This is a genomic window from Mesorhizobium sp. M4A.F.Ca.ET.022.05.2.1 (genome assembly GCF_003998845.1).
In the GTDB taxonomy this organism is placed as follows: Bacteria; Pseudomonadota; Alphaproteobacteria; order Rhizobiales; family Rhizobiaceae; genus Mesorhizobium.
Map to the genome: position 1 here is coordinate 15,578 of NZ_RZOJ01000022.1, position 17,725 is coordinate 33,302.

Annotated in this window: 14 protein-coding genes and 1 pseudogene; 5 read left to right on the forward strand and 10 right to left on the reverse strand. The window is 62.5% G+C overall.

Translation table 11 applies throughout. The features are described 5' to 3' along the window. Window positions 1-307 precede the first annotated feature (307 nt). The 7 genes and pseudogenes from EN745_RS04750 to EN745_RS04780 all read right to left on the reverse strand — a co-directional run. Window positions 308-1,053 (reverse strand): annotated as a pseudogene (locus EN745_RS04750) (IS110 family transposase); the annotation flags it as partial. Between the two features lie 180 nt (window positions 1,054-1,233). Then, the gene (locus tag EN745_RS04755) at window positions 1,234-2,562 is read right to left on the reverse strand and encodes an aspartate aminotransferase family protein (RefSeq protein ID WP_127420666.1); all 1,329 of its coding nucleotides are present in this window, start codon (window positions 2,560-2,562) and stop codon (window positions 1,234-1,236) included. A gap of 40 nt (window positions 2,563-2,602) precedes the next feature. Further along, window positions 2,603-3,799 (reverse strand): phosphotransferase, encoded by a 1,197-nt coding sequence (locus EN745_RS04760; protein WP_245487638.1) that lies wholly within the window; start codon window positions 3,797-3,799, stop codon window positions 2,603-2,605. Window positions 3,800-3,897: 98 nt separating this feature from the next. Further along, on the reverse strand, window positions 3,898-4,566 hold the full coding sequence (locus tag EN745_RS04765; protein WP_127420667.1) for a haloacid dehalogenase type II: 669 nt from the start codon (window positions 4,564-4,566) through the stop codon (window positions 3,898-3,900). A 773-nt stretch (window positions 4,567-5,339) separates the two neighbouring features. Then, window positions 5,340-6,794, reverse strand: a complete 1,455-nt coding sequence (locus EN745_RS04770) for an aldehyde dehydrogenase family protein (protein WP_127420668.1) — start codon at window positions 6,792-6,794, stop codon at window positions 5,340-5,342. 198 nt (window positions 6,795-6,992) lie between these two features. Next, window positions 6,993-8,144: an alanine racemase gene (locus tag EN745_RS04775; protein ID WP_245487640.1), complete on the reverse strand. Its 1,152-nt coding sequence runs from the start codon at window positions 8,142-8,144 to the stop codon at window positions 6,993-6,995. 38 nt (window positions 8,145-8,182) lie between these two features. After that, on the reverse strand, window positions 8,183-9,049 hold the full coding sequence (locus EN745_RS04780; RefSeq protein WP_127420670.1) for a GNAT family N-acetyltransferase: 867 nt from the start codon (window positions 9,047-9,049) through the stop codon (window positions 8,183-8,185). Between the two features lie 217 nt (window positions 9,050-9,266). Here EN745_RS04780 and EN745_RS04785 point away from each other — a divergent pair, with 217 nt between their 5' ends. Then, window positions 9,267-10,202 carry an ornithine cyclodeaminase family protein gene (locus EN745_RS04785; RefSeq protein WP_127420671.1) on the forward strand — a complete coding sequence of 312 codons (936 nt, stop codon included), beginning with the start codon at window positions 9,267-9,269 and terminating at the stop codon, window positions 10,200-10,202. Between the two features lie 38 nt (window positions 10,203-10,240). Here the strand turns inward: EN745_RS04785 and EN745_RS04790 are convergent, their stop codons facing one another. Then, window positions 10,241-11,119: a LysR family transcriptional regulator gene (locus EN745_RS04790; RefSeq protein ID WP_127420672.1), complete on the reverse strand. Its 879-nt coding sequence runs from the start codon at window positions 11,117-11,119 to the stop codon at window positions 10,241-10,243. 74 nt (window positions 11,120-11,193) lie between these two features. Between EN745_RS04790 and EN745_RS04795 the strand changes: the two genes are divergently transcribed. The 4 genes from EN745_RS04795 (at window position 11,194) to ltaE (ending at window position 15,431) form a co-directional block, all read left to right on the forward strand. Continuing rightward, complete coding sequence (locus EN745_RS04795) at window positions 11,194-12,261, forward strand: four-carbon acid sugar kinase family protein (protein WP_127420673.1); 1,068 nt, start codon at window positions 11,194-11,196, stop codon at window positions 12,259-12,261. After that, window positions 12,258-13,268: a 4-hydroxythreonine-4-phosphate dehydrogenase PdxA gene (pdxA, locus tag EN745_RS04800; protein WP_127420674.1), complete on the forward strand. Its 1,011-nt coding sequence runs from the start codon at window positions 12,258-12,260 to the stop codon at window positions 13,266-13,268. The genes EN745_RS04795 and pdxA overlap by 4 nt, the downstream gene beginning before the upstream one ends. Continuing rightward, window positions 13,268-14,323 (forward strand): cupin domain-containing protein, encoded by a 1,056-nt coding sequence (locus tag EN745_RS37585; protein WP_189362958.1) that lies wholly within the window; start codon window positions 13,268-13,270, stop codon window positions 14,321-14,323. Before pdxA ends, EN745_RS37585 begins: the two co-directional genes overlap by 1 nt. A 73-nt stretch (window positions 14,324-14,396) precedes the next feature. Continuing rightward, a complete protein-coding gene (ltaE, locus tag EN745_RS04815; protein WP_127420675.1) occupies window positions 14,397-15,431 on the forward strand; it encodes a low-specificity L-threonine aldolase in 1,035 nt (344 codons plus the stop codon). A gap of 325 nt (window positions 15,432-15,756) precedes the next feature. Here ltaE and tdh read toward each other — a convergent pair whose 3' ends face one another. Then, complete coding sequence (gene tdh, locus EN745_RS04820; protein WP_127310564.1) at window positions 15,757-16,791, reverse strand: L-threonine 3-dehydrogenase; 1,035 nt, start codon at window positions 16,789-16,791, stop codon at window positions 15,757-15,759. A 44-nt stretch (window positions 16,792-16,835) separates the two neighbouring features. Continuing rightward, window positions 16,836-17,725 (reverse strand): glycine C-acetyltransferase (locus EN745_RS04825; RefSeq protein ID WP_127420676.1); only part of this gene is annotated, 890 nt, incomplete at its 5' end.

Sequence of the window (17,725 nt, forward strand, 5' to 3'; positions counted from 1 at the left end):
CCGCGTTCTGGCGTTGATTTCCGATGCGCCGTGCAATCTTCCGCGCTCTGCGACGGGGTTAATCGGCTGCACGAAAGCAGCGCTCGAACCGTCGTGGCGCACTTTGTTCCATCGGACTGACGGAGCATCGTCACAGGCAATCGAGCGCGGTCCGGCCGTCTTTCGAACGGCGCGGCCGCAGGCAAGATAACGTGCGTTCCGTCGTTCCTGGTCTGCATCGGTCCTCATCCGCCGGGGGCGGATCCCTTGTGTCAGATGGCGCCCGTCAGCGTGCCGGCGCCATGCGTTTGAACTGCCGTCTCACCGTTCATCGATGCGCTCCGAGCAGCCGCCGATCCTTGAGATGAGCGCGCTGGGCAGCATCGTTTCGGCTCGCCGCTGGATCACCGACGTAGAACGTGCCGTCGTTCCACATGGCATGCATGATCGCCGCCAGCTTGCGCGCACCGCGACACAGGCCTTGCGGTGGCAGGAGCGTTTGGCGATCGCCTGGCCCCAGCTCTTGACCTTGTCCCTGCCCTTGAAGCGCGTCATCAACCCCGACGCCGCCTCGTAGAGCGACCGGCGCACGTCCGCGTCGCCGGCCTTCGAGATGCGGCCCTGGACGTCGATCGAGGTGCCCGACTGCCAGCGTCGCGAGGTCAGCCCGAAGTAGGCGGCGACATCACGCGAGCGGCGGAAGCGTGACGGATCGTCGATCGCCGTCATGAACGAAAGTGCTGTCACCGGGCCGACGCCGGGGATTGCCATGAAGCGCCGGCACAGCTCGCTGCGCGCCACCATTTTGACGACGAGATCGTGCAGCCGGCAGTACTGTCGCCACAGCGCGGCGCGCGCCGACAGCATGGCGTCCATCAGTTCGGACGACAGCGGATCGTCCACCACAGCCTGGCGAACCGCCTGCTCGAAGGCCCCGCGTCCGACCTTGCCCAAGCGGATGCCGAACGACTTCAGCGAATGGCGGACGGCGTTTTCCAGGTCGAGGAACTTGGCCTTCAGATTGCGCCGGTGGGTCAGCAGAAGCCGCGTCCGGTAGCAGCTTTCCGACTTGATGTAGAGCTATTACGTGTGCGCTTCTTGACGGTCGTCGCGGCATCGCTCCTGCTGCTAAGGCGGGTGCATCAGCGGATGAGGCGGGACGAATGTGCATGACGGCGTGATCAGCGTTGCAGCGGGTGCTGAGAAGGGGATGGCAGCGGCAAGGCCCGGCCACCCGCTCGACAGATATCCGGTCTAGCTTCCGACCTTGACGAGCGCGCCCTCTAGGGATGCAAGGAAGAGATCGACATGCTCGGCCTGACAAACCAGCGGCGGGCGCACCTTGAGTGTGTCCTCATTAGCCCCTGTCGTGCTGATAAGAACGGCATCATCCCGCATTGCGTTGACCACATCCAAAGCCATTGCACGCCGGCTCGCTGCGGGAGCGCCTTCAGGACCCATGTCGACGCCTATGAAGAGCCCGGCATTTCGAATCCCACGAACGCCATCATGTCGCTTTGCGATCTTCTCCACGCCCGCACGGAGGCGCTGGCCCATGGCAAGCGCATTTTGGGGGATATGGTCACGTTGCAGAATCGTCAGTACGGCGTCGGCGGTCGCGATGCCAACCGTATTGCCGGCGAACGTGTTCGAGTACCGCGCAGTGGCGCCGAACCGCTCCATCGGGGATTTGCGGCCAACGACAGCGCCGATCGGAAATCCATTGCCCATCGGCTTGCCTAGGGTCACGAGATCCGGAACGATCCCGTGCCGCTCGAAGCCCCACATATGGGCGCCCGTTCGCCCGAAGCCCGGTTGAACTTCGTCGGCGATGACGAGGCCACCAGCCTCCCGCACCGCGGCCACGCTGTTGGCGATGAAGCCGGGAGGATCGACCCACACGCCGTCGCTGGAAAAAATACTGTCCACGAGCAGGGCCGCAACGCCGATCCCACGACGGTTCAGATCCAGAATGGCTGAACGGACCTGCGCCTCGAAGAAGTCCGCGGCCTGGGCTTCCGGCACGCCCGACGGCCCGGGCAGCGGTACCATGCGCACGAACGGGCTGAGCTTGACTGCGTCGCCCAGGTTCGGAGACACCGCTGCGACCGCAGCGCTTGTGCCGTGATACGCATAGGAGGATACGATCACGCCTTCGTTGCCGCTGGCAAATCGCGCGATGCGCAGAGCCAGATCGTTGGATTCACTCCCCGTGCAGGTAAAAACCACCCGGTCGATCTCGTTTGGGAAGGTAGCGATCAGCCGCTCGGCATAGTCGACAAGTCTTGGCTCGAGGTAGCGCGTGTTGGCGCTGATCCGGCCCGCCTGGTCAGCCATTGCGGCGTTCACTTCCGAGTGGCAATGGCCGAGGGACGGTACGTTATTGTAGAAGTCGAGATATGCCCGCCCGTCAGGATCGTAGAGCCACATGCCTTGGCCGCGAACGAAGTGCACGGGCCGGCTGTACTGGAGTCGATAGGAGGCCCCCAGGACTTCGTCTCGGCGGGCAATCAACTCGGCCTCGCGCCTGGGAAGGTCGGATTCCCCGGGTCTGTAGCGATTAGGCATGAGATCTGTGGACATGTGAGGCTGCCTATCTGAGGAGTAACCTGGTCGATTCACGTTACCGGGACCGCGCCCACGACATTGCCGCCCGGACTGCCGCCTCGCCCGATGCGACATCGAGAGGCGTCAGGATGGAAAGGCCGCGCTCGGCACGCGCGACGTTCTTTTTGATGTACTGGGCATCGGCAGGAAAAAGGTGGGAGCGCCAGTAATTCACCAGGATCAACGCGCTATGTCGCGCCCGCATCAGACCGACGAGCAGTCTTGCTTCTAGCGTCGAAAGCGGGATCACAAAGGCATAGCCGGCAATCAAAGGTTCTGCCCCACCCAAAGGGAGGGCCGGATCCGATACGACGTGACTTGCTGCGATCGCCAGATCCTGAATCCTGGGGCTCCAGCAGCCATCGCCAAAATCGATAAAACCCACTCCCTGGTCAGTCACCAGCATATTGAACGGGCTGGGATCGTTGTGCGTAACCTGCCACATTACATTCGCGATTTGTGGCTCGATGAGCTCCACATACTCAGCCATCGCGGCACGAACGCTGTCGGCAATCCTTCCGGATGGCAGGTATTGCTCCAGTTCCATCAACCGCGACCAGCACCCGATATGCCAAAGAACGGGGCGATGGGCCGCGGGTACGTCGACTTGCGCTAGCGCCAGGTTCAGCCGCGCCAGAGCGCTGCCAGTTCGAAAAAGCAGGTCTGGGGTAGCCGTCTCCCGGTGCAGCGGAACGCCCTCAAGCCGGCTCTGCAAGTACCCGTATACCCCCTCGTCATCAAAGATCAACGCGCCGCTGCCCGTTCGGAGCACTTCGGGTGCAACGAAACCCGCGGCCCCTTGCAAGGCCGCCATGGCGGCGGTTTGGAAACGGAAACTGTCAATCGCCTCCGGCCTTGTCGAGGTCTTCAGGATCAGTCGGCGGCCGTCCGCGAGGTTGACCTCGACGGTGCGCTCGAGCTCGGAAGACAATGTCGCGATCGATCCCGCCAACCCATAATGGCGCTTCAGTAGTGCCGCCGATATGTCCGGTTCGGCGGGATCCGGCCGCCCCGTCAGGATGGCGGCGGCTGCGCGAAAATAGGCCTCAGTTGAGGCTGCCGCGCAAGGCATGTGGTCGCGTCCCGCAGCCAGGGAGATATCGTGCCGTGCTGCTTTTTTATCGGGGACCAGATCCCTACAAGCACCCAATTCGAATGATCCTACCTGTTGGAAATGGTGTTCTTCATTCTGCCAGAGGGGGGGAGCGCTCATGCCATGAGGCCCGCGCTTTCATTTCTTGCGGCGGTTGCGGCAGCTCCGCTGACAGCGGCGCGAAACCGGATGTGAAAGGCCGCCGCCCATCTTCGCCGTCAGATCCCGAACACGCCTGGTAGCTGCGTCACATCGCGGATTTCGGTGTACTCGTAATAGGGGTTGGCTGGCTCATGGCCGCGGTTCACCCAGACCTTGCTCTTGATGCCCAGATCATAGGCGGACATCAGGTCATGGCGGAACGACGAGGAAACGTGCGTAATGTCCTCCGGGCCGCATCCGAGCATATCGAACATGTATTCGAACGCCTTGAAGTGCGGCTTGTAGGCGCCCGCCTCTTCGGCGGTCAAGACGGCATGAAAGGGCGCACCGAGCTTTGCCACGTTCGACGGAATCTGCGCCACCATCGAGTTGGTCAGGGTGACCAGCGGAATTTCCTTGGCCAGTCTGGCCAATCCCGCGGGCACGTCGGGATGCGGCCCCCACGTCGGGATACGATTGTAGATCGTTTCGGCGTCTTCGGCGCGGAACGGGACATTGTTGCGCCGGCAGGCGCGTTCGAGCGCGTTGTGGACAATATCCGCGTAGGGCTTCCAGTCCTGCATCACCTCATCGAGGCGGTAGCCTTGGAAATTCCTGATGAATTTATCCATGTGCGGCCCATCCAGAAGATGACCGAGCAGGTCCCGAGCGGCTTCCGCCATCTGGAAATTGATCAGCGTGCCGTGGCAATCGAAAGTGACGTATTTCGGCCGGAAGCGAGCCATGTTCCTGATCCCTGTAATCTGCCTATAGGTAAAAGGATAGTCACAGGCGTTGGGCAGAATGTGCCGGAATGGATGGTCATTCAGCAGAGGGCCCTCCGATCTACCGCAAACCCAGCACGACCTTCGGAAGCACTTGTTTCGTTCGCCCTCCCGAGCCGAAACCGACCTGTAGCGCTCGCACTGTGTGCAGAGCCGAGCCGAATAGATCAGGGTCGTACTCGGTTCGGTCGGCGTCTAGCCGGTCGTCGAGGTGTCATGACCACGGTGAGGAACCGCAAGAGCTATGGTGCGCCAGTTTATGCAATTCATCTCAAGCAATGGGCGAGGAAATCCTCAACCCGTCCTTCCGCCGACAGGATCAACTGACGGGCCATGCTCGGCAAACGCTATGAAGAGGTGGAGTTCGACTGCATCAAATTCACCATGCAACTCCTGTATCATCCCCGGCGAGCGAACGAGTAAGTAGTACCACGGCGGATCTCCTCTTCTTCGACGAGGTTATCCGCCCCACGTCCGACGTCGATCGCCAGATTTCGTGATTGACCAGCGCGTCTGCTCCATCCGCGCGATCGCTGGTCGCCTGCTACACTGCGCGGACAGAACAAGTATCCAATACTGAATGCCCTATCGGAGCTGTTCAAGATCAAGACGCAGCCGGCCGGCGGCTCGGTCGCTGGAAACGGCCGGCACGAGATGTCTTGCGGTAAGCGGTCGAGCTATGGAAACCAAACATGGGAACCACCAACGCCCTCCGGGCGCGGCGAATATGATGCTTAGAAATAGCCGAGAATAGATTTGACCTCGAGATAGTCCAACATGCCCTCGAGGCCGTACTCGCGTCCGTTTCCGGATTGCTTGAAGCCGCCAAACGGTGCGTGGGGATCCCAGGCCGGGTAGTTGAGATGCACCTGACCGGCGCGGATCCGCGACGCGACGTCCTTGGCGCGGTCCATATCTCCGCCCTGCACATGCGCCCCGAGGCCATAGACGGTGTCGTTGGCGATAGTGACGGCCTCCTCCACTGTTTCGTATGGGATGATGCAGAGGACCGGACCGAAGATTTCCTCCTGGGCAATGCGCATGCCCGTGCGCACCTCGGAAAAAATCGTCGGCTTGACGTAGAGCCCGGCATTCATGCCGCCTGGACGACCCTGTCCACCAGTGACGAGCTTCGCGCCTTCGGAAATGCCGACGCCGATCATGGTCTGGATTCTGTCGAACTGGGCTCGGTTGGCGATCGCGCCATGGGTGGTGGTCTCCGCCAGAGGATCGCCGACGACGATCTCGTCCGCGGCGCGCTCGGCGATCGACTCGATCTCGGCAAGCTGCGCGCGCGGCACGATCATGCGCGTTGGCGCGCTGCATGACTGGCCGAGATTGCGGAAGGCGGCGGCTGTGCCCAGAGAAATGGCGCGATCGAGATCAGCATCCGGCAGGATCACGTTCGGCGACTTACCACCGAGCTCCTGCGCGACACGCTTCACAGTCGGCGCTGCCGCCTGGGCCACCGCGATGCCTGCACGGGTAGAGCCGGTAATCGAGATCATGTCGACATTGGCATGGGACGCAAGAGCCGCCCCGACGCAGAGGCCGTCCCCATTGACGAGATTGAAGACACCCGCCGGGAAGCCGGCTTCCTCGATCGCCTCCGCGAACAGAAGGGCGCTCAACGGAGAGAGTTCGCTTGGCTTCAGCACGAGTGTGCAGCCCGCGGCGAGTGCCGGCGCGACCTTGGCGGTGATCTGGTAGAGCGGCCAGTTCCACGGCGTAATCAGCCCGCAGACACCGACCGGTTCGTGGGTGACGGCCGTGTGGCCGCGCTGCTCGACGAAGGTGAACGATGTCAGGACATCGCGGGCGGTCTTCACATGGGCAATGGCCAGCGGTACCTGCGCTGTGCGCGCATACCCGATCGCCGCGCCCATTTCCAGGGTGAGGCATTGCGCAAGCAGTTCGGTGCGGGCTTCGAGCAGCGCATGCAGGCGATCGAGCAAGCTCGCGCGGTATTCCGGCTTTGTCCGGCTCCAGGTGGCAAATGCTAGGCGGGCGGCGGAAACGGCCGCGTCCACGTCCTCCCCGTTTCCGAGCGGAAACCTGGTCATGACCTTTTCCGTGGCCGGATTGATCACGTCACTCGTAGCGGTGCCACTCGGCTCGCGCCATTCGCCGCCAATGAAGAACCTATCCACGCGGCCTTTGCGGGAAAGGTGCTCGAGGGGTGCAGTCATGTGACTAGGTCCTTCATCGGGTAATAGGCACCGAGGATCGGTCGGAACCAGGGACGCCAGAAATAGCGGTCTTCAAGGAGTTTGGACGAGCCTTGATCGAACGGCTGAGACGTGTCCAGCCCGTAGGAGCTAGGTTTCATTTGCATCACCAGACGACAGTTTCCATGGGCGCCATGCGAAGCGTGGAGATCGGAGCTCCTACCAGCCGCGAATCCGCTCCCAGCGCGCTTCAATCTCGGGACTCTCTCCGTTAACGACGCTGTAGAAGTCATGCTGCGCGGCCATAGCGCAGGCATGGTTGGGCAGGATGCGGATCCGAGTCCCGATGGGGAGCTCGGGCATGCTCTTGCCGGACCCGCTGCGGATCGCGAGGATGCCGTGCTCTTGGCTGGCTTGGCACACGATAACGTCCTCGAAAATCCGCCCCGTCTCGTCGCAAACTACACCATAACCCTGGTCGAGCCGCTGGTTAGCGGTTCCACGGTCGCGCGAAAGCGCCATCCACCCGGCATCGACTAGCACCCAGCCTTTTTCAGGCTTGGCCCCGATTACGGTGGCCAACACCGAGATCGAGATATCGTCGATGGCACAGACCCCCACCCCGTGCTGGACGAGGTCGAAGAACATGTAGACCCCGGCGCGCACCTCGGTGACGCCTTCCAGATTTTCGGCGAAGTGTGCTGTTGGCGTCGAGCCGAGGCTGACGATCGGGCAAGCATGACCGTGGGCACGCAGGACTTCGGCGGCGCGCACGGTGGCCAAACGTTCGTTCTCGGCTGCCTTCACCAGCGCATCGGGAGTGTTCAAACCGTACGACTCGCCCGCATGGGCCAAGACGCCGGCGACCTTGGCGCCCGCCGCGACGACCCTGTCGGCCACTTCGACCAGCTTTGGATCGTCTGGCTTCAATCCACCGCGATGGTCGTCGCAGTCCAACTCGATGAAGACGGACGGTGTCACCCCGGTGAGTGCGCGCACGCTGGCCAAGCTATCGGCCTGGCCTACGGTATCGAGGAGCAGCTTCAAATCGATGCCCGTGCGGCGACAAAGCTCCATAGCGCGGGTCGCCGAAGCCGGTGACAGGCCGACCGCATAGGTCATGTCGCGAAAGCCGTGTCCTGCAAAATATTCCGCCTCGGCGATGGTCGAGACTGTGATCGGGCCGGGTTCGTTGGGGAACACCTGTCGGGCGACATCGATGCTCTTGGCCGTCTTCATATGAGGGCGCAGCACCACCCCGAGCTTTCTGGAGCGCTGGGCGAGACGCAAAATGTTGCGCTCCAGCCGTGCTCGATCCAGAAGCAACGACGGGGTAACGAGGGCATGGATCGTTTTGCCTCCTTCACGCATACCTAGATTCGTCTCCATCGCTCCGGGTCCTCATTAGCTTAACCGAACGACTGGTTCGCTAGCGCGTAAATGCGGGCCGGCCCTACGGAGACGGGTCGCAGCCCCTTGATCATGGCGGTCGCTTGACCGACTTGCTTGAGCCCCAAGCTTTCCAGCCAATCTCCCAATCCGTGTTCGGCATGGATGTCGATGCGCACGAACTGCCCTTTGAGCCCCGAAAGCTGGGCCAGGATCAGGCGCTGCGCGTCGTGGACGCTTTCGGCTGCAACAGGGCCGATGACGTAGCCGCGCCCGAAGCTCCTGGCGATGGCGTAGCCCGCAACCCGCCCGCCGAGGTCGATCACCGCCACGTCGCCGACATCGGCAAGCGCAGCCACCATCGCCTGACGGGGCATGCCAGATGCCCGTTCGTCGAAAGCTTGGATCGCCACGAGGTCGGAGACAGTCGCCAGGCGGATGTCGCCGCGGTCGTGCGGAACCAGCGCGACACCCAATGGGCCTTGGTGCTGGAACACGGTGCCCCAGGCGGTAAAGCCGCGCCGCTTGTAGAGCGTAAGCCCCTCCTCCGTCGAATTGAGCAACACGTTCCGTCCGCCTGTCACTTCAAGCAGGCCATCAAAGAGCCGCGAGCCAAAGCCGCCGCCTTGCGCGGATGCAGTGACGATGATCATGCCGGCACTGGCGTAGGCCTCTCCATAGTTCCAGCACATGGCCGTACCGATCACCCCGCCGTTCCGCATAAGGACCAGCCCCTGGCCGACAGTAGCGGCAAACTCCCAATCCTCGGAGCGATAGGGCCAGCCCATCTCCTGCGACAGTTTAAGCGCGCCCGGCACATGCCGGGCTTCGAATTTCGTCAGATCGAGTGGGGCGCTAAGGGTTTTTCTGGCGTATTCGAGGGTCATAGGGAAATGCGGTCTTTTCGTCGTAGGTCGATTGAATTTGGACTTAGAGTCGCCACGGACGGGCGGATTTCCTTGCTGTTTCGCCCTCTCAAATCGGCGGAATCATTCGTTCTAGGCCGCCCTTCGGCATGCCAGAGGGCGCATGTCGACCGAGAAATTATCTGCCGCCTTGGGCCGTCCGCCATGGCTGCAGCGACAAAGCTCACGAGGCATTTGGATGATCTATATCAGCGAAGAGGAGTCGGCCGCCCTCGTTACGCATGACCTTGCTTTCGAAGCGGCACGGGCCGCCCTTGTGGCGGCAGCATCGCCGCAAGGCAGGGTCTTTCCCGCTGTTCTCGGGCGCGCGCGGGAGGCGTCCAATACCTTCTCGGTCAAGTCCGGCTCGTCAGGCGGCCTGACTGGAGTGAAGATCGGCTCCTTCTGGTCGGGCAACCCGGCACGAGGCCTTCCCCGCCACAACTCCACCATCGTGCTGCTCGATCAGCAGACAGGCCGGCTCGGCGCAGTGATCGAGGCGGGAAAGGTCAACGCCTACAGGACGGCGGCTGCCGACGCAGTTGCGGCCGACCTTCTCGCGAGGAGGCAAGCCAAGGTTCTAGCGATATTCGGCGCCGGCAACCAGGCGAGCTTCGAAGTGACGGCCCTGGCGCGCATCCGTCCAATCGAAACTGTTCTGGTCGTGGCCCGGCCTTCGCCGCAACGCGATGCCTTTGTCAACCAGATCGGCGAACGGGGCCTGGAGGCGCACGCCATGTCGGACGAAGAGGCGGTGCGCGCGGCCGACATCGTGGTGACGGCGACGCCCTCACGCGAACCGCTGTTCGACGCCGCTTGGGTGAAGCCCGGAACACATGTTGTTAGCATGGGCTCGGACGCGGCGGGCAAGCATGAATTGCCAAGCGACCTGTTGTCGAAGGCAAGCCTGTTCTGCGACTTGCTTTCGCAGTCCGTCCAGATCGGCGAGTTCCAACACCTCCGCGACGCGATCGACGCCGGCCTGCTTGCCGTAACACCAATCGGCGACGTCATTGAAAAGCGTGCGCCCGGACGCCGCTTCGAAGACGAAATCACAGTCTTCGACAGTTCCGGTATCTCCCTGCAGGACCTCTACATGGCAGATGTGCTGATCCGAGAAAAGCTCCGCCGATGATCTTGACTGGAGCTTGACGAAATCTACTTCATATGTGCTCAGCCAAACGACATCTTGCATTGTGCTTTCAGCCATCGAGCAAGATCGTGAACTTTCCCTGACAGGTCGGTTTCTCCTATCCATATGAGCCCATAGTGGCTTCCGTCGGGATCGAAACCGGCCGGCGCGATGAGCCGCTCTCTATCTATGTCGTCGGTTGCAAGGACCATGGGACTGAGCGCAACTCCCAACCCCGCGGCTGCGGCTTCAACGATCAGGAAGTGATGGTCGTAGAAGCGGATTTCCGTGGGGCGCGGCACCGAGGAGTGGATGGATAACCAATGCGACCAAGCGTCCGGCCGGGTCTTTGAACCCAAAGCGACATATTCCCCCGATGCAAACGCCGGCACGAGCTGAGGGCTCATGACTGGCCCCACCCTCTCAGGAAAGAGGCGCTGGACATGCCAGGCGTCGGGTAGCCCGAAGTCGAGCCGGCGAATGGCGAGATCTATCCGGTCGCGACGGAACTCGACGGGACCGCCACCCACTGACAGATGTAAGGCGATCTCGGGATGCGCACTGTGGAAGTTTGGCAGTCGCGGAATGAGCCAACGCATCGCGACCGAGGGCTCGCATGAGAGAACCAGGGCGTTTTGCTGAACGTTGGCAGCCCGCAAGCCTTCGACGGTTGTCGCCAATTCCGTGAAGAAGCGGCCAAGGGTAAGGTTGAGCGTCTCCCCGGCCGCCGTGAGGCGCAAACCCCGGCCACTTTTCTCAAAAAGTTTGAATCCAAGGTCTTCGGACAGCTTGGTAATCCGACGGCTGACGGCGCCATGGGTCAAGGCGAGACTGTCTGCGGCCAGCCGGACGGAGCCGAGACGAGCCGTCTTCTCGAACGCTCGCAGATCATCCAGTGAGGGTATTTCGGACCGCTTCATCGGTGAGTTTCTATCACCGATTAGACATAGAAACTATCGCTTTTCAAGAGGCGTAGGATCGGCATGATTGATCCATGCGAACCAATAGCCAATATACGATCGGTATCCTCGCCGACGACCTGACCAGCGCCGCGGATGGCGCCGGACCGTTCGTCGAGCGAGGTTTGCAAGCTGTAGTCGGCCGAGCCTGCCTGCCGGCGGAGGAGGCAACGATCGTCGCCGTCGACAGCGGATCGCGATCTGCTACCGCCTCGCAGGCTGCGGAACTCGCGGCGGAGCTTGCCGTGCAGCTCGCGTCGCGCGATGTCCTCTACAAGACCGTGGACTCCACTCTGCGGGGCCATGTGGCGGCTGAACTGGAGGCCGCTTTCAAGGCAAGCGGCCGCAAGATGCTCGTCTTTGCTCCGGCGTTCCCTGCGGCAGGTCGCACGACCCTGGGCGGCGTTCAGCTCGTTGATGGCGTGCCGGTAGCGGAGACCGCCTATGGTCGCGACCCCGTTCATCCGGCGCGGCAGTCACGGCTGGTCGACTTTGTTCCGGCCTCCGTCAGCAACGCCGTCATTCTCGATGCCACGACGCAGGATGATCTCGACACACAGATTGCCGCCCTGCCGGATCCGGAAGCGATCCTTTGGGTGGGTTCCCCGGGCATGGCGTCGGCCCTGGCGAAGCGCCTTGGGCCGGTTGCGGCTGCATCGAATGCGACCGTGGCGGCCTGTGGCGACATTCTCGTCGCGATCGGCAGCGCCAACCCCCTCAGCCATCGTCAGGCCGATCAGATCGCGGCGGACGCTCTGGTTACCTTGCTTCGGGCTCCGGCCCAGCGCGCGGATGATCCCATGTCCGTCTTACACGACATCGCTCGGGATGCGGCTGGACGACTGCTCGACAAGCGCTTCGATGTCGTGATCGCCACCGGCGGGGATACCATGGAAGCGATTCTCGACCTCCTGGAGATCCGGGGCTTCGAGGTCCTGCGGGAGCTCGAGCCAGGCTTTCCGCTGGGCCGCGCCTTCCTCAGGGATGGGCGCGAGCTTCTTATCGGCATGAAGGCAGGCGGCTTCGGTGACGACGACACGCTGCGCCGCGCAATCGCCCAACTGCGCCAGAATGCGTTAGAACCAGGACAGGCATTGTCATGACGCAAGCCGCTCCCCTTGCCATCACGATGGGCGACGCCTCCGGCATCGGCCCGGAGATCGTGTCGAAGACATTGGCCAACGGCAGTGAACGCGCGGTCGTTTTCGGCAGCTACCTGGTTATGGAGGAAGTCGTCCATCGCCTTGGTCTCGACCTAACGGTTAGGCGTATTGCCGGACCTGAAGAGGGGCGCTTCGTGCCGCGGTCCATCGAGATCGTCGAAGCGACCCAAATCTTGGCGCTACCGCCACTTGGGATCGTCAACGCTACTTCCGGCCAAGCTTCCTTCGACGCAATCACATCCGCCATAACGGCCGCCAAGGCCGGCAGCGTGAGCGGTATCGTTACCGCGCCTATCAACAAGGAAGCGATGGGATGCGCGGGCATTCGCTATCCAGGACACACCGAGATTCTGGCGGAGTATGGCGGCGCAAAGCGAGTCGCCATGATGCTGGCCAATGACGATATCCGCACGGTCCTGGTCACCATCCACACATCCCTTCGCAAGGCCATCGACCAGGCCGATTTCGACGCGCAGATGTCTGCGATCCGGTTGGCGCATGACGGCGGCAAGGCCCTCGGGATCGCGGCACCGCGAGTTGCAGTCGCAGGGCTCAATCCACACGCCGGTGAAGGTGGTCTCTTCGGTGACGAAGAAATCCGGATCATAGCGCCTGCGATTGAGGCGGCGCGCGCCGAGGGCATTGATGCCAGCGGACCCTGGCCCGGCGACACGGTATACATGCAGGCCCGCAAGGGTCGCTTCGATGTGGTCGTAGCCCAATATCACGATCAGGGGCTGATCCCGGTGAAATATCTTGGCCTCGAAAAGGGCGTCAACATCACGCTGGGACTGCCGTTCGTCCGCACTAGCCCCGACCACGGAACGGCGTTCGATATCGCAGGTCAAGGCATAGCCGATCCCACGAGTCTGGAAACCGCGATCGCTTATGCACGGCGGCTTGTGGCTGCGCAAACCGAGACCAAAGAACATGAAAGGCTAATCTGATGGGCCTCCGCTTCATCTTCATGCTCACGCGCAACGACCGCACCGTCGAGGACGCGTCGAAACAACTTCAGACCGCTTTGAAGCTCGGCGTACGCCATATCGGCTTCAAAGATATCGGTCTGCCGACCGACCAGCTGACGGCCCTCAACGCCGCCATCAAGGCGGGCGGCGCGACCTCCTATCTCGAGGTTGTGTCACTCGACCGGGACAGCGAGATCGTTTCGGCACGCGCCGCGACCGAGATTGGCGTGGATGTGTTGCTGGGCGGTACGCGCGTCGATGACGTCCTGCCGGTGATCGCCGGCACAGACATCCAGTATTGCCCCTTCCCGGGCCGTATCATGGGCCATCCCAGCGTTCTGGAGGGGAGCATCGAGGAGATCGTCGAAAGTGCCAAGGCGCTTGCGGGGCGGGAGGGCGTGCATGGCCTTGACCTGCTGGCTTACCGGTCCAAGGAAGACGTTCCAGCTCTTATGAGGGCGGTCTGCGCCGCCGTGTCCAAGCCCGTCTACATCGCCGGCTCCATCGACACGCCCGAGCAGATCGCCGTGGTGAAGGCGGTTGGCGCTGCCGGCTTCACGATCGGCACCGCCGCGCTCGATGGCAAATATCCGGCGCAGGAGGACGGCGTGCCGGGTCAGCTCGCCGCGATCATTCGCGACGTCGCCGCGCTCAACAATCATATTTCACCATTCCACAAGAGAAACCTGACGAACGCGTTCCAGCGCTTCTCCGACACCTGGACGCCGAAGATCGCGGGCCAGGTCAACGGTATGCAGATCAAGCTCGCCAAATTCGAGGGCGAACTTTCCTGGCGTTTCCACAAGAAGGAGGACGAGCTCTTCTTCGTGCACAAGGGGCGTCTTCTCATGAAGTTTCGTGACCGTGACGAGATTGTCGAGGCGGGCGAATTCATCATCGTGCCGCATGGCGTCGAGCATTGCCCAGTCGCCCTGGACGACACCTGCGATGTGATGCTGCTCGAGCCGGGCACCACGCCGAACACCGGCACGGCAGCCGATGCGCGAAGGATTGCTGAACGCGGCCAGGTTTGAGGAGCGTGCGCGAACTAGTAAACTGGCACCGAAATTCGGTGGCACAGTAATTCACTCCGACAGGTTCTCAATCATGCAATCCAATGCTATCCGCCTCGATTTCCGCTCTGATACGGTCACCCGCCCCACCGCGCAAATGCGTGCGGCGATGGCGGCCGCCGACGTGGGCGACGATGTGTTGGGCGATGATTTCACAGTCCAGGCGCTCGAGGCGCGTGTTGCCGCGATGTTCGGCAAAGATGCGGGACTCCTGCTGCCGACCGGCACCATGGCCAATCTCGCTGCGATCATGAGTCATTGCCAGCGCGGCGAGGAGTATCTCTGCGCGAGCGGAGCGCATACCTATCTGTGGGAAGCCGGGGGCGCTGCCGTGCTGGGCTCGGTCCAGCCTCAGCCTTTGCCGGTCCGGGCCGACGGCACGATCCCCATCGAGGATCTACACGCCGCGGTTAAGGACGACGATCCGCATTTTGCAGTCACGCGTCTGGTCACCATTGAGAACACGTTCGCCGGGCGGGTTTTGCCGCGAGAACATCTGGCCGAGGTCGTCGAATTTGCGCGGGAGCGGAAGCTCGCCACCCATCTTGACGGTGCGCGGCTGTTCAACGCGGCTGCGGCGCTCGGCGTTGATGTCGGATACTTGGCAGAGGGCTTCGATAGCGTGTCGTTGTGCCTTTCAAAGGGGCTCGGGGCGCCGCTCGGATCAGTGCTGGTCGGCGATGCCCCATTGATCGCCCGTGCGCGCCGGTTGCGCAAGATGCTCGGCGGCGGCATGCGACAGGCCGGAATAATAGCAGCTGCGGGGCTGTACGCGCTCGACCATCATGTTGACCGTCTGATCGAGGACCACGCCAACGCCCGGGCGCTCGCGGACGGCTTCATGGGAATTGAAGAACTGACGGTGACACCGCCGCAGTCCAACGTGGTGTTTGTCGATCTCGCGCCCGAGTTGGCGACCCGGCTATCACAGGCGCTGCGTGAACTCGGCATCGCGGCGAGTTTCTGGCCGGGTGGACGAATGCGCTGGGTCACCCATCTCGACGTCGATCGTGTCGCCGTTGCCGAGGCAATCGCAGCGGTGCGCAAGGTCGCTGAGAGTCGGAGATGAAAGGTACCCCAAAGTCGCACGATGGCGCCAAGCCACGCGGGCGGGAGGTCGAATCCTTGCGGCGAGTTGTGCTCCGAGCCTCCGTACGAGCTCAAGACTTCAAGCCTCACAACGACGACTATTTAAGGTTTCATTTCCTGCGTGCCCTGTCCGCGCCGCAGTCCCTCAACGAGACACCCGGCTGTCAGCGCGGGCTGGGTCAAGTTTTGGCTTCGACAACCTGAGCAGCGTCATCTTCGCACCCAGCAGGGGTAAATCGCTCTGCTCTCCAGGACATTCAGCCCACCGATGGCGAGCCCTGGCCTCTTGATATCAAGCGCTGCCCCTACCAGTCCATCACAACCTTACCCGAATTGCCGCTCCGCATCGCATCGAACCCGACCTGAAAATCGTCGATGCCGATGCGGTGGGTGATCAGGCCCGAGACGTCTAGCGGCCCCTGCACCAGGGCGATCATCTTGTACCAGGTCTCGAACATCTCGCGGCCGTAGATGCCCTTGAGATGCAGCATCTTGAAGATGACCTTGTTCCAATCGATCTCGAAGCCGGTCGGCGCGATGCCGAGGATGGCGATCTTGCCGCCATTGTTCATGGTGTCGATCATGTCGCGGAAGGCGGGGGCGGCGCCGGACATCTCCAGGCCGACGTCAAAGCCCTCGGTCATGCCGAGCTTCGGCATGACGTCGCGCAGCTTTTCCTTCGAGGCGTCGACGACGTGCTGGACGCCGAGCTTGCGCGCCAGGTCCAGCCGGACCGGATTGATGTCGGTGATGACCACCTTTCGCGCGCCGACGCATTGCGCCACCAGCGCGCCCATGATGCCGATCGGCCCGGCGCCGGTGACCAGCACGTCCTCGCCGACCAGATCGAAGGACAATGCGGTGTGGACGGCATTGCCCAAGGGATCGAAGATCGCCGCGATCTCGTCGGGCACGTCGTCGGGGATCGGCACGACATTGTGCTGCGGGATCGCCACGTATTCGCCGAAGGCGCCGGGCCGGTTGACGCCAACGCCGAGCGTGTTGCGGCAGAGATGCCCCCTGCCCGCGCGGCAGTTGCGGCAATGGCCGCAGACGATGTGGCCCTCGCCGGACACGCGCTGGCCGAGCTTGTACTCGGTGACCGCGGCGCCGAAATCGGCGACGGTGCCGACGAATTCATGGCCGGTCACCATCGGCACCGGCACCGTCTTCTGTGCCCACTGGTCCCAGTTGTAGATGTGAACGTCGGTGCCGCAGATCGCGCTTTTCCTGACCTTGATCAGCACGTCGTTGGGGCCGATCTCCGGCACCGGCACCTCTTCCATCCAGATGCCCGGTTCGGCCTTGGCCTTCACCAGCGCCTTCATCATGTTGGACATTCTTTTGTTCCTTGATTCTTTTGATCCGGAATCGTTTTCGGCGCTCAGGAAATCACGCCGAGTTCGCGTCCCACGGCGCCAAATGCCTCAACTGCCCTGTCGATATCGGCGCTGGAATGCGCCGCCGACATCTGGGTGCGGATGCGTGACTGGCCCTTCGGCACCACCGGGAAGGAAAAGCCGATGACATAGATGCCGCGCTTCAGCATGCGCGATGCCATCTCCTGCGCGAGCGCGGCATCGCCCAGCATCACCGGGATGATCGGATGATCGGCACCAGCCAGCGTGAAGCCCAGCTTGCCCATCTGAGACCGGAAGCGTTCCGCATTGGCATAGAGGCGCTCGCGCAAGGCGCCGCCATTGCGGATCATGTCGAACACCTTGATCGAGGCGCCGGCGATCGCCGGCATCAGCGTGTTGGAGAACAGGTAGGGCCGCGAGCGCTGGCGCAGCCAGTCGACCACCTGGGTTTTGCCTGAGGTGTAGCCGCCGGAAGCGCCGCCCAGCGCCTTGCCGAGCGTGCCGGTGATGATATCCACCCTGCCCTCCACGCCACAATGCTCGGCCGAGCCACGGCCGTTCCTGCCGACGAAGCCGACGGCGTGGCTGTCGTCGACCATGACCATGGCGTCGTATTTCTCGGCGAGATCGCAGACGCCCTTGAGGTTGGCGATGATGCCGTCCATCGAGAACACGCCGTCGGTGGCGATCAGCCGGAAGCGGCAATCCTTCGCTTCCTTCAGCCGCGCTTCGAGATCTGCCATGTCGTTGTTGGCGTAGCGGAAGCGCTTTGCCTTCGACAGCCTGACGCCGTCGATGATCGAGGCATGGTTCAGCGCGTCGGAGATGATGGCGTCCTCCTCGCCGAGCAGCGTCTCGAACAGGCCGCCATTGGCGTCGAAGCAGGAGCCGTAGAGCATGGTGTCGTCCATGC

What these genes read in the sequence shown, in the direction of transcription:
- ltaE (WP_127420675.1), top strand. Translation starts at nt 14,397, where the DNA reads ATGCAATCCAATGCTATCCGCCTCGATTTCCGCTCTGATACGGTCACC.
- EN745_RS04775 (WP_245487640.1), bottom strand. Translation starts at nt 8,144, where the DNA reads ATGCGTGAAGGAGGCAAAACGATCCATGCCCTCGTTACCCCGTCGTTG.
- EN745_RS04785 (WP_127420671.1), top strand. Translation starts at nt 9,267, where the DNA reads ATGATCTATATCAGCGAAGAGGAGTCGGCCGCCCTCGTTACGCATGAC.
- EN745_RS04780 (WP_127420670.1), bottom strand. Translation starts at nt 9,049, where the DNA reads ATGACCCTCGAATACGCCAGAAAAACCCTTAGCGCCCCACTCGATCTG.
- EN745_RS04765 (WP_127420667.1), bottom strand. Translation starts at nt 4,566, where the DNA reads ATGGCTCGCTTCCGGCCGAAATACGTCACTTTCGATTGCCACGGCACG.
- pdxA (WP_127420674.1), top strand. Translation starts at nt 12,258, where the DNA reads ATGACGCAAGCCGCTCCCCTTGCCATCACGATGGGCGACGCCTCCGGC.
- tdh (WP_127310564.1), bottom strand. Translation starts at nt 16,791, where the DNA reads ATGTCCAACATGATGAAGGCGCTGGTGAAGGCCAAGGCCGAACCGGGC.
- EN745_RS04790 (WP_127420672.1), bottom strand. Translation starts at nt 11,119, where the DNA reads ATGAAGCGGTCCGAAATACCCTCACTGGATGATCTGCGAGCGTTCGAG.
- EN745_RS37585 (WP_189362958.1), top strand. Translation starts at nt 13,268, where the DNA reads ATGGGCCTCCGCTTCATCTTCATGCTCACGCGCAACGACCGCACCGTC.
- EN745_RS04795 (WP_127420673.1), top strand. Translation starts at nt 11,194, where the DNA reads ATGCGAACCAATAGCCAATATACGATCGGTATCCTCGCCGACGACCTG.
- EN745_RS04755 (WP_127420666.1), bottom strand. Translation starts at nt 2,562, where the DNA reads ATGTCCACAGATCTCATGCCTAATCGCTACAGACCCGGGGAATCCGAC.
- EN745_RS04770 (WP_127420668.1), bottom strand. Translation starts at nt 6,794, where the DNA reads ATGACTGCACCCCTCGAGCACCTTTCCCGCAAAGGCCGCGTGGATAGG.
- EN745_RS04760 (WP_245487638.1), bottom strand. Translation starts at nt 3,799, where the DNA reads ATGAGCGCTCCCCCCCTCTGGCAGAATGAAGAACACCATTTCCAACAG.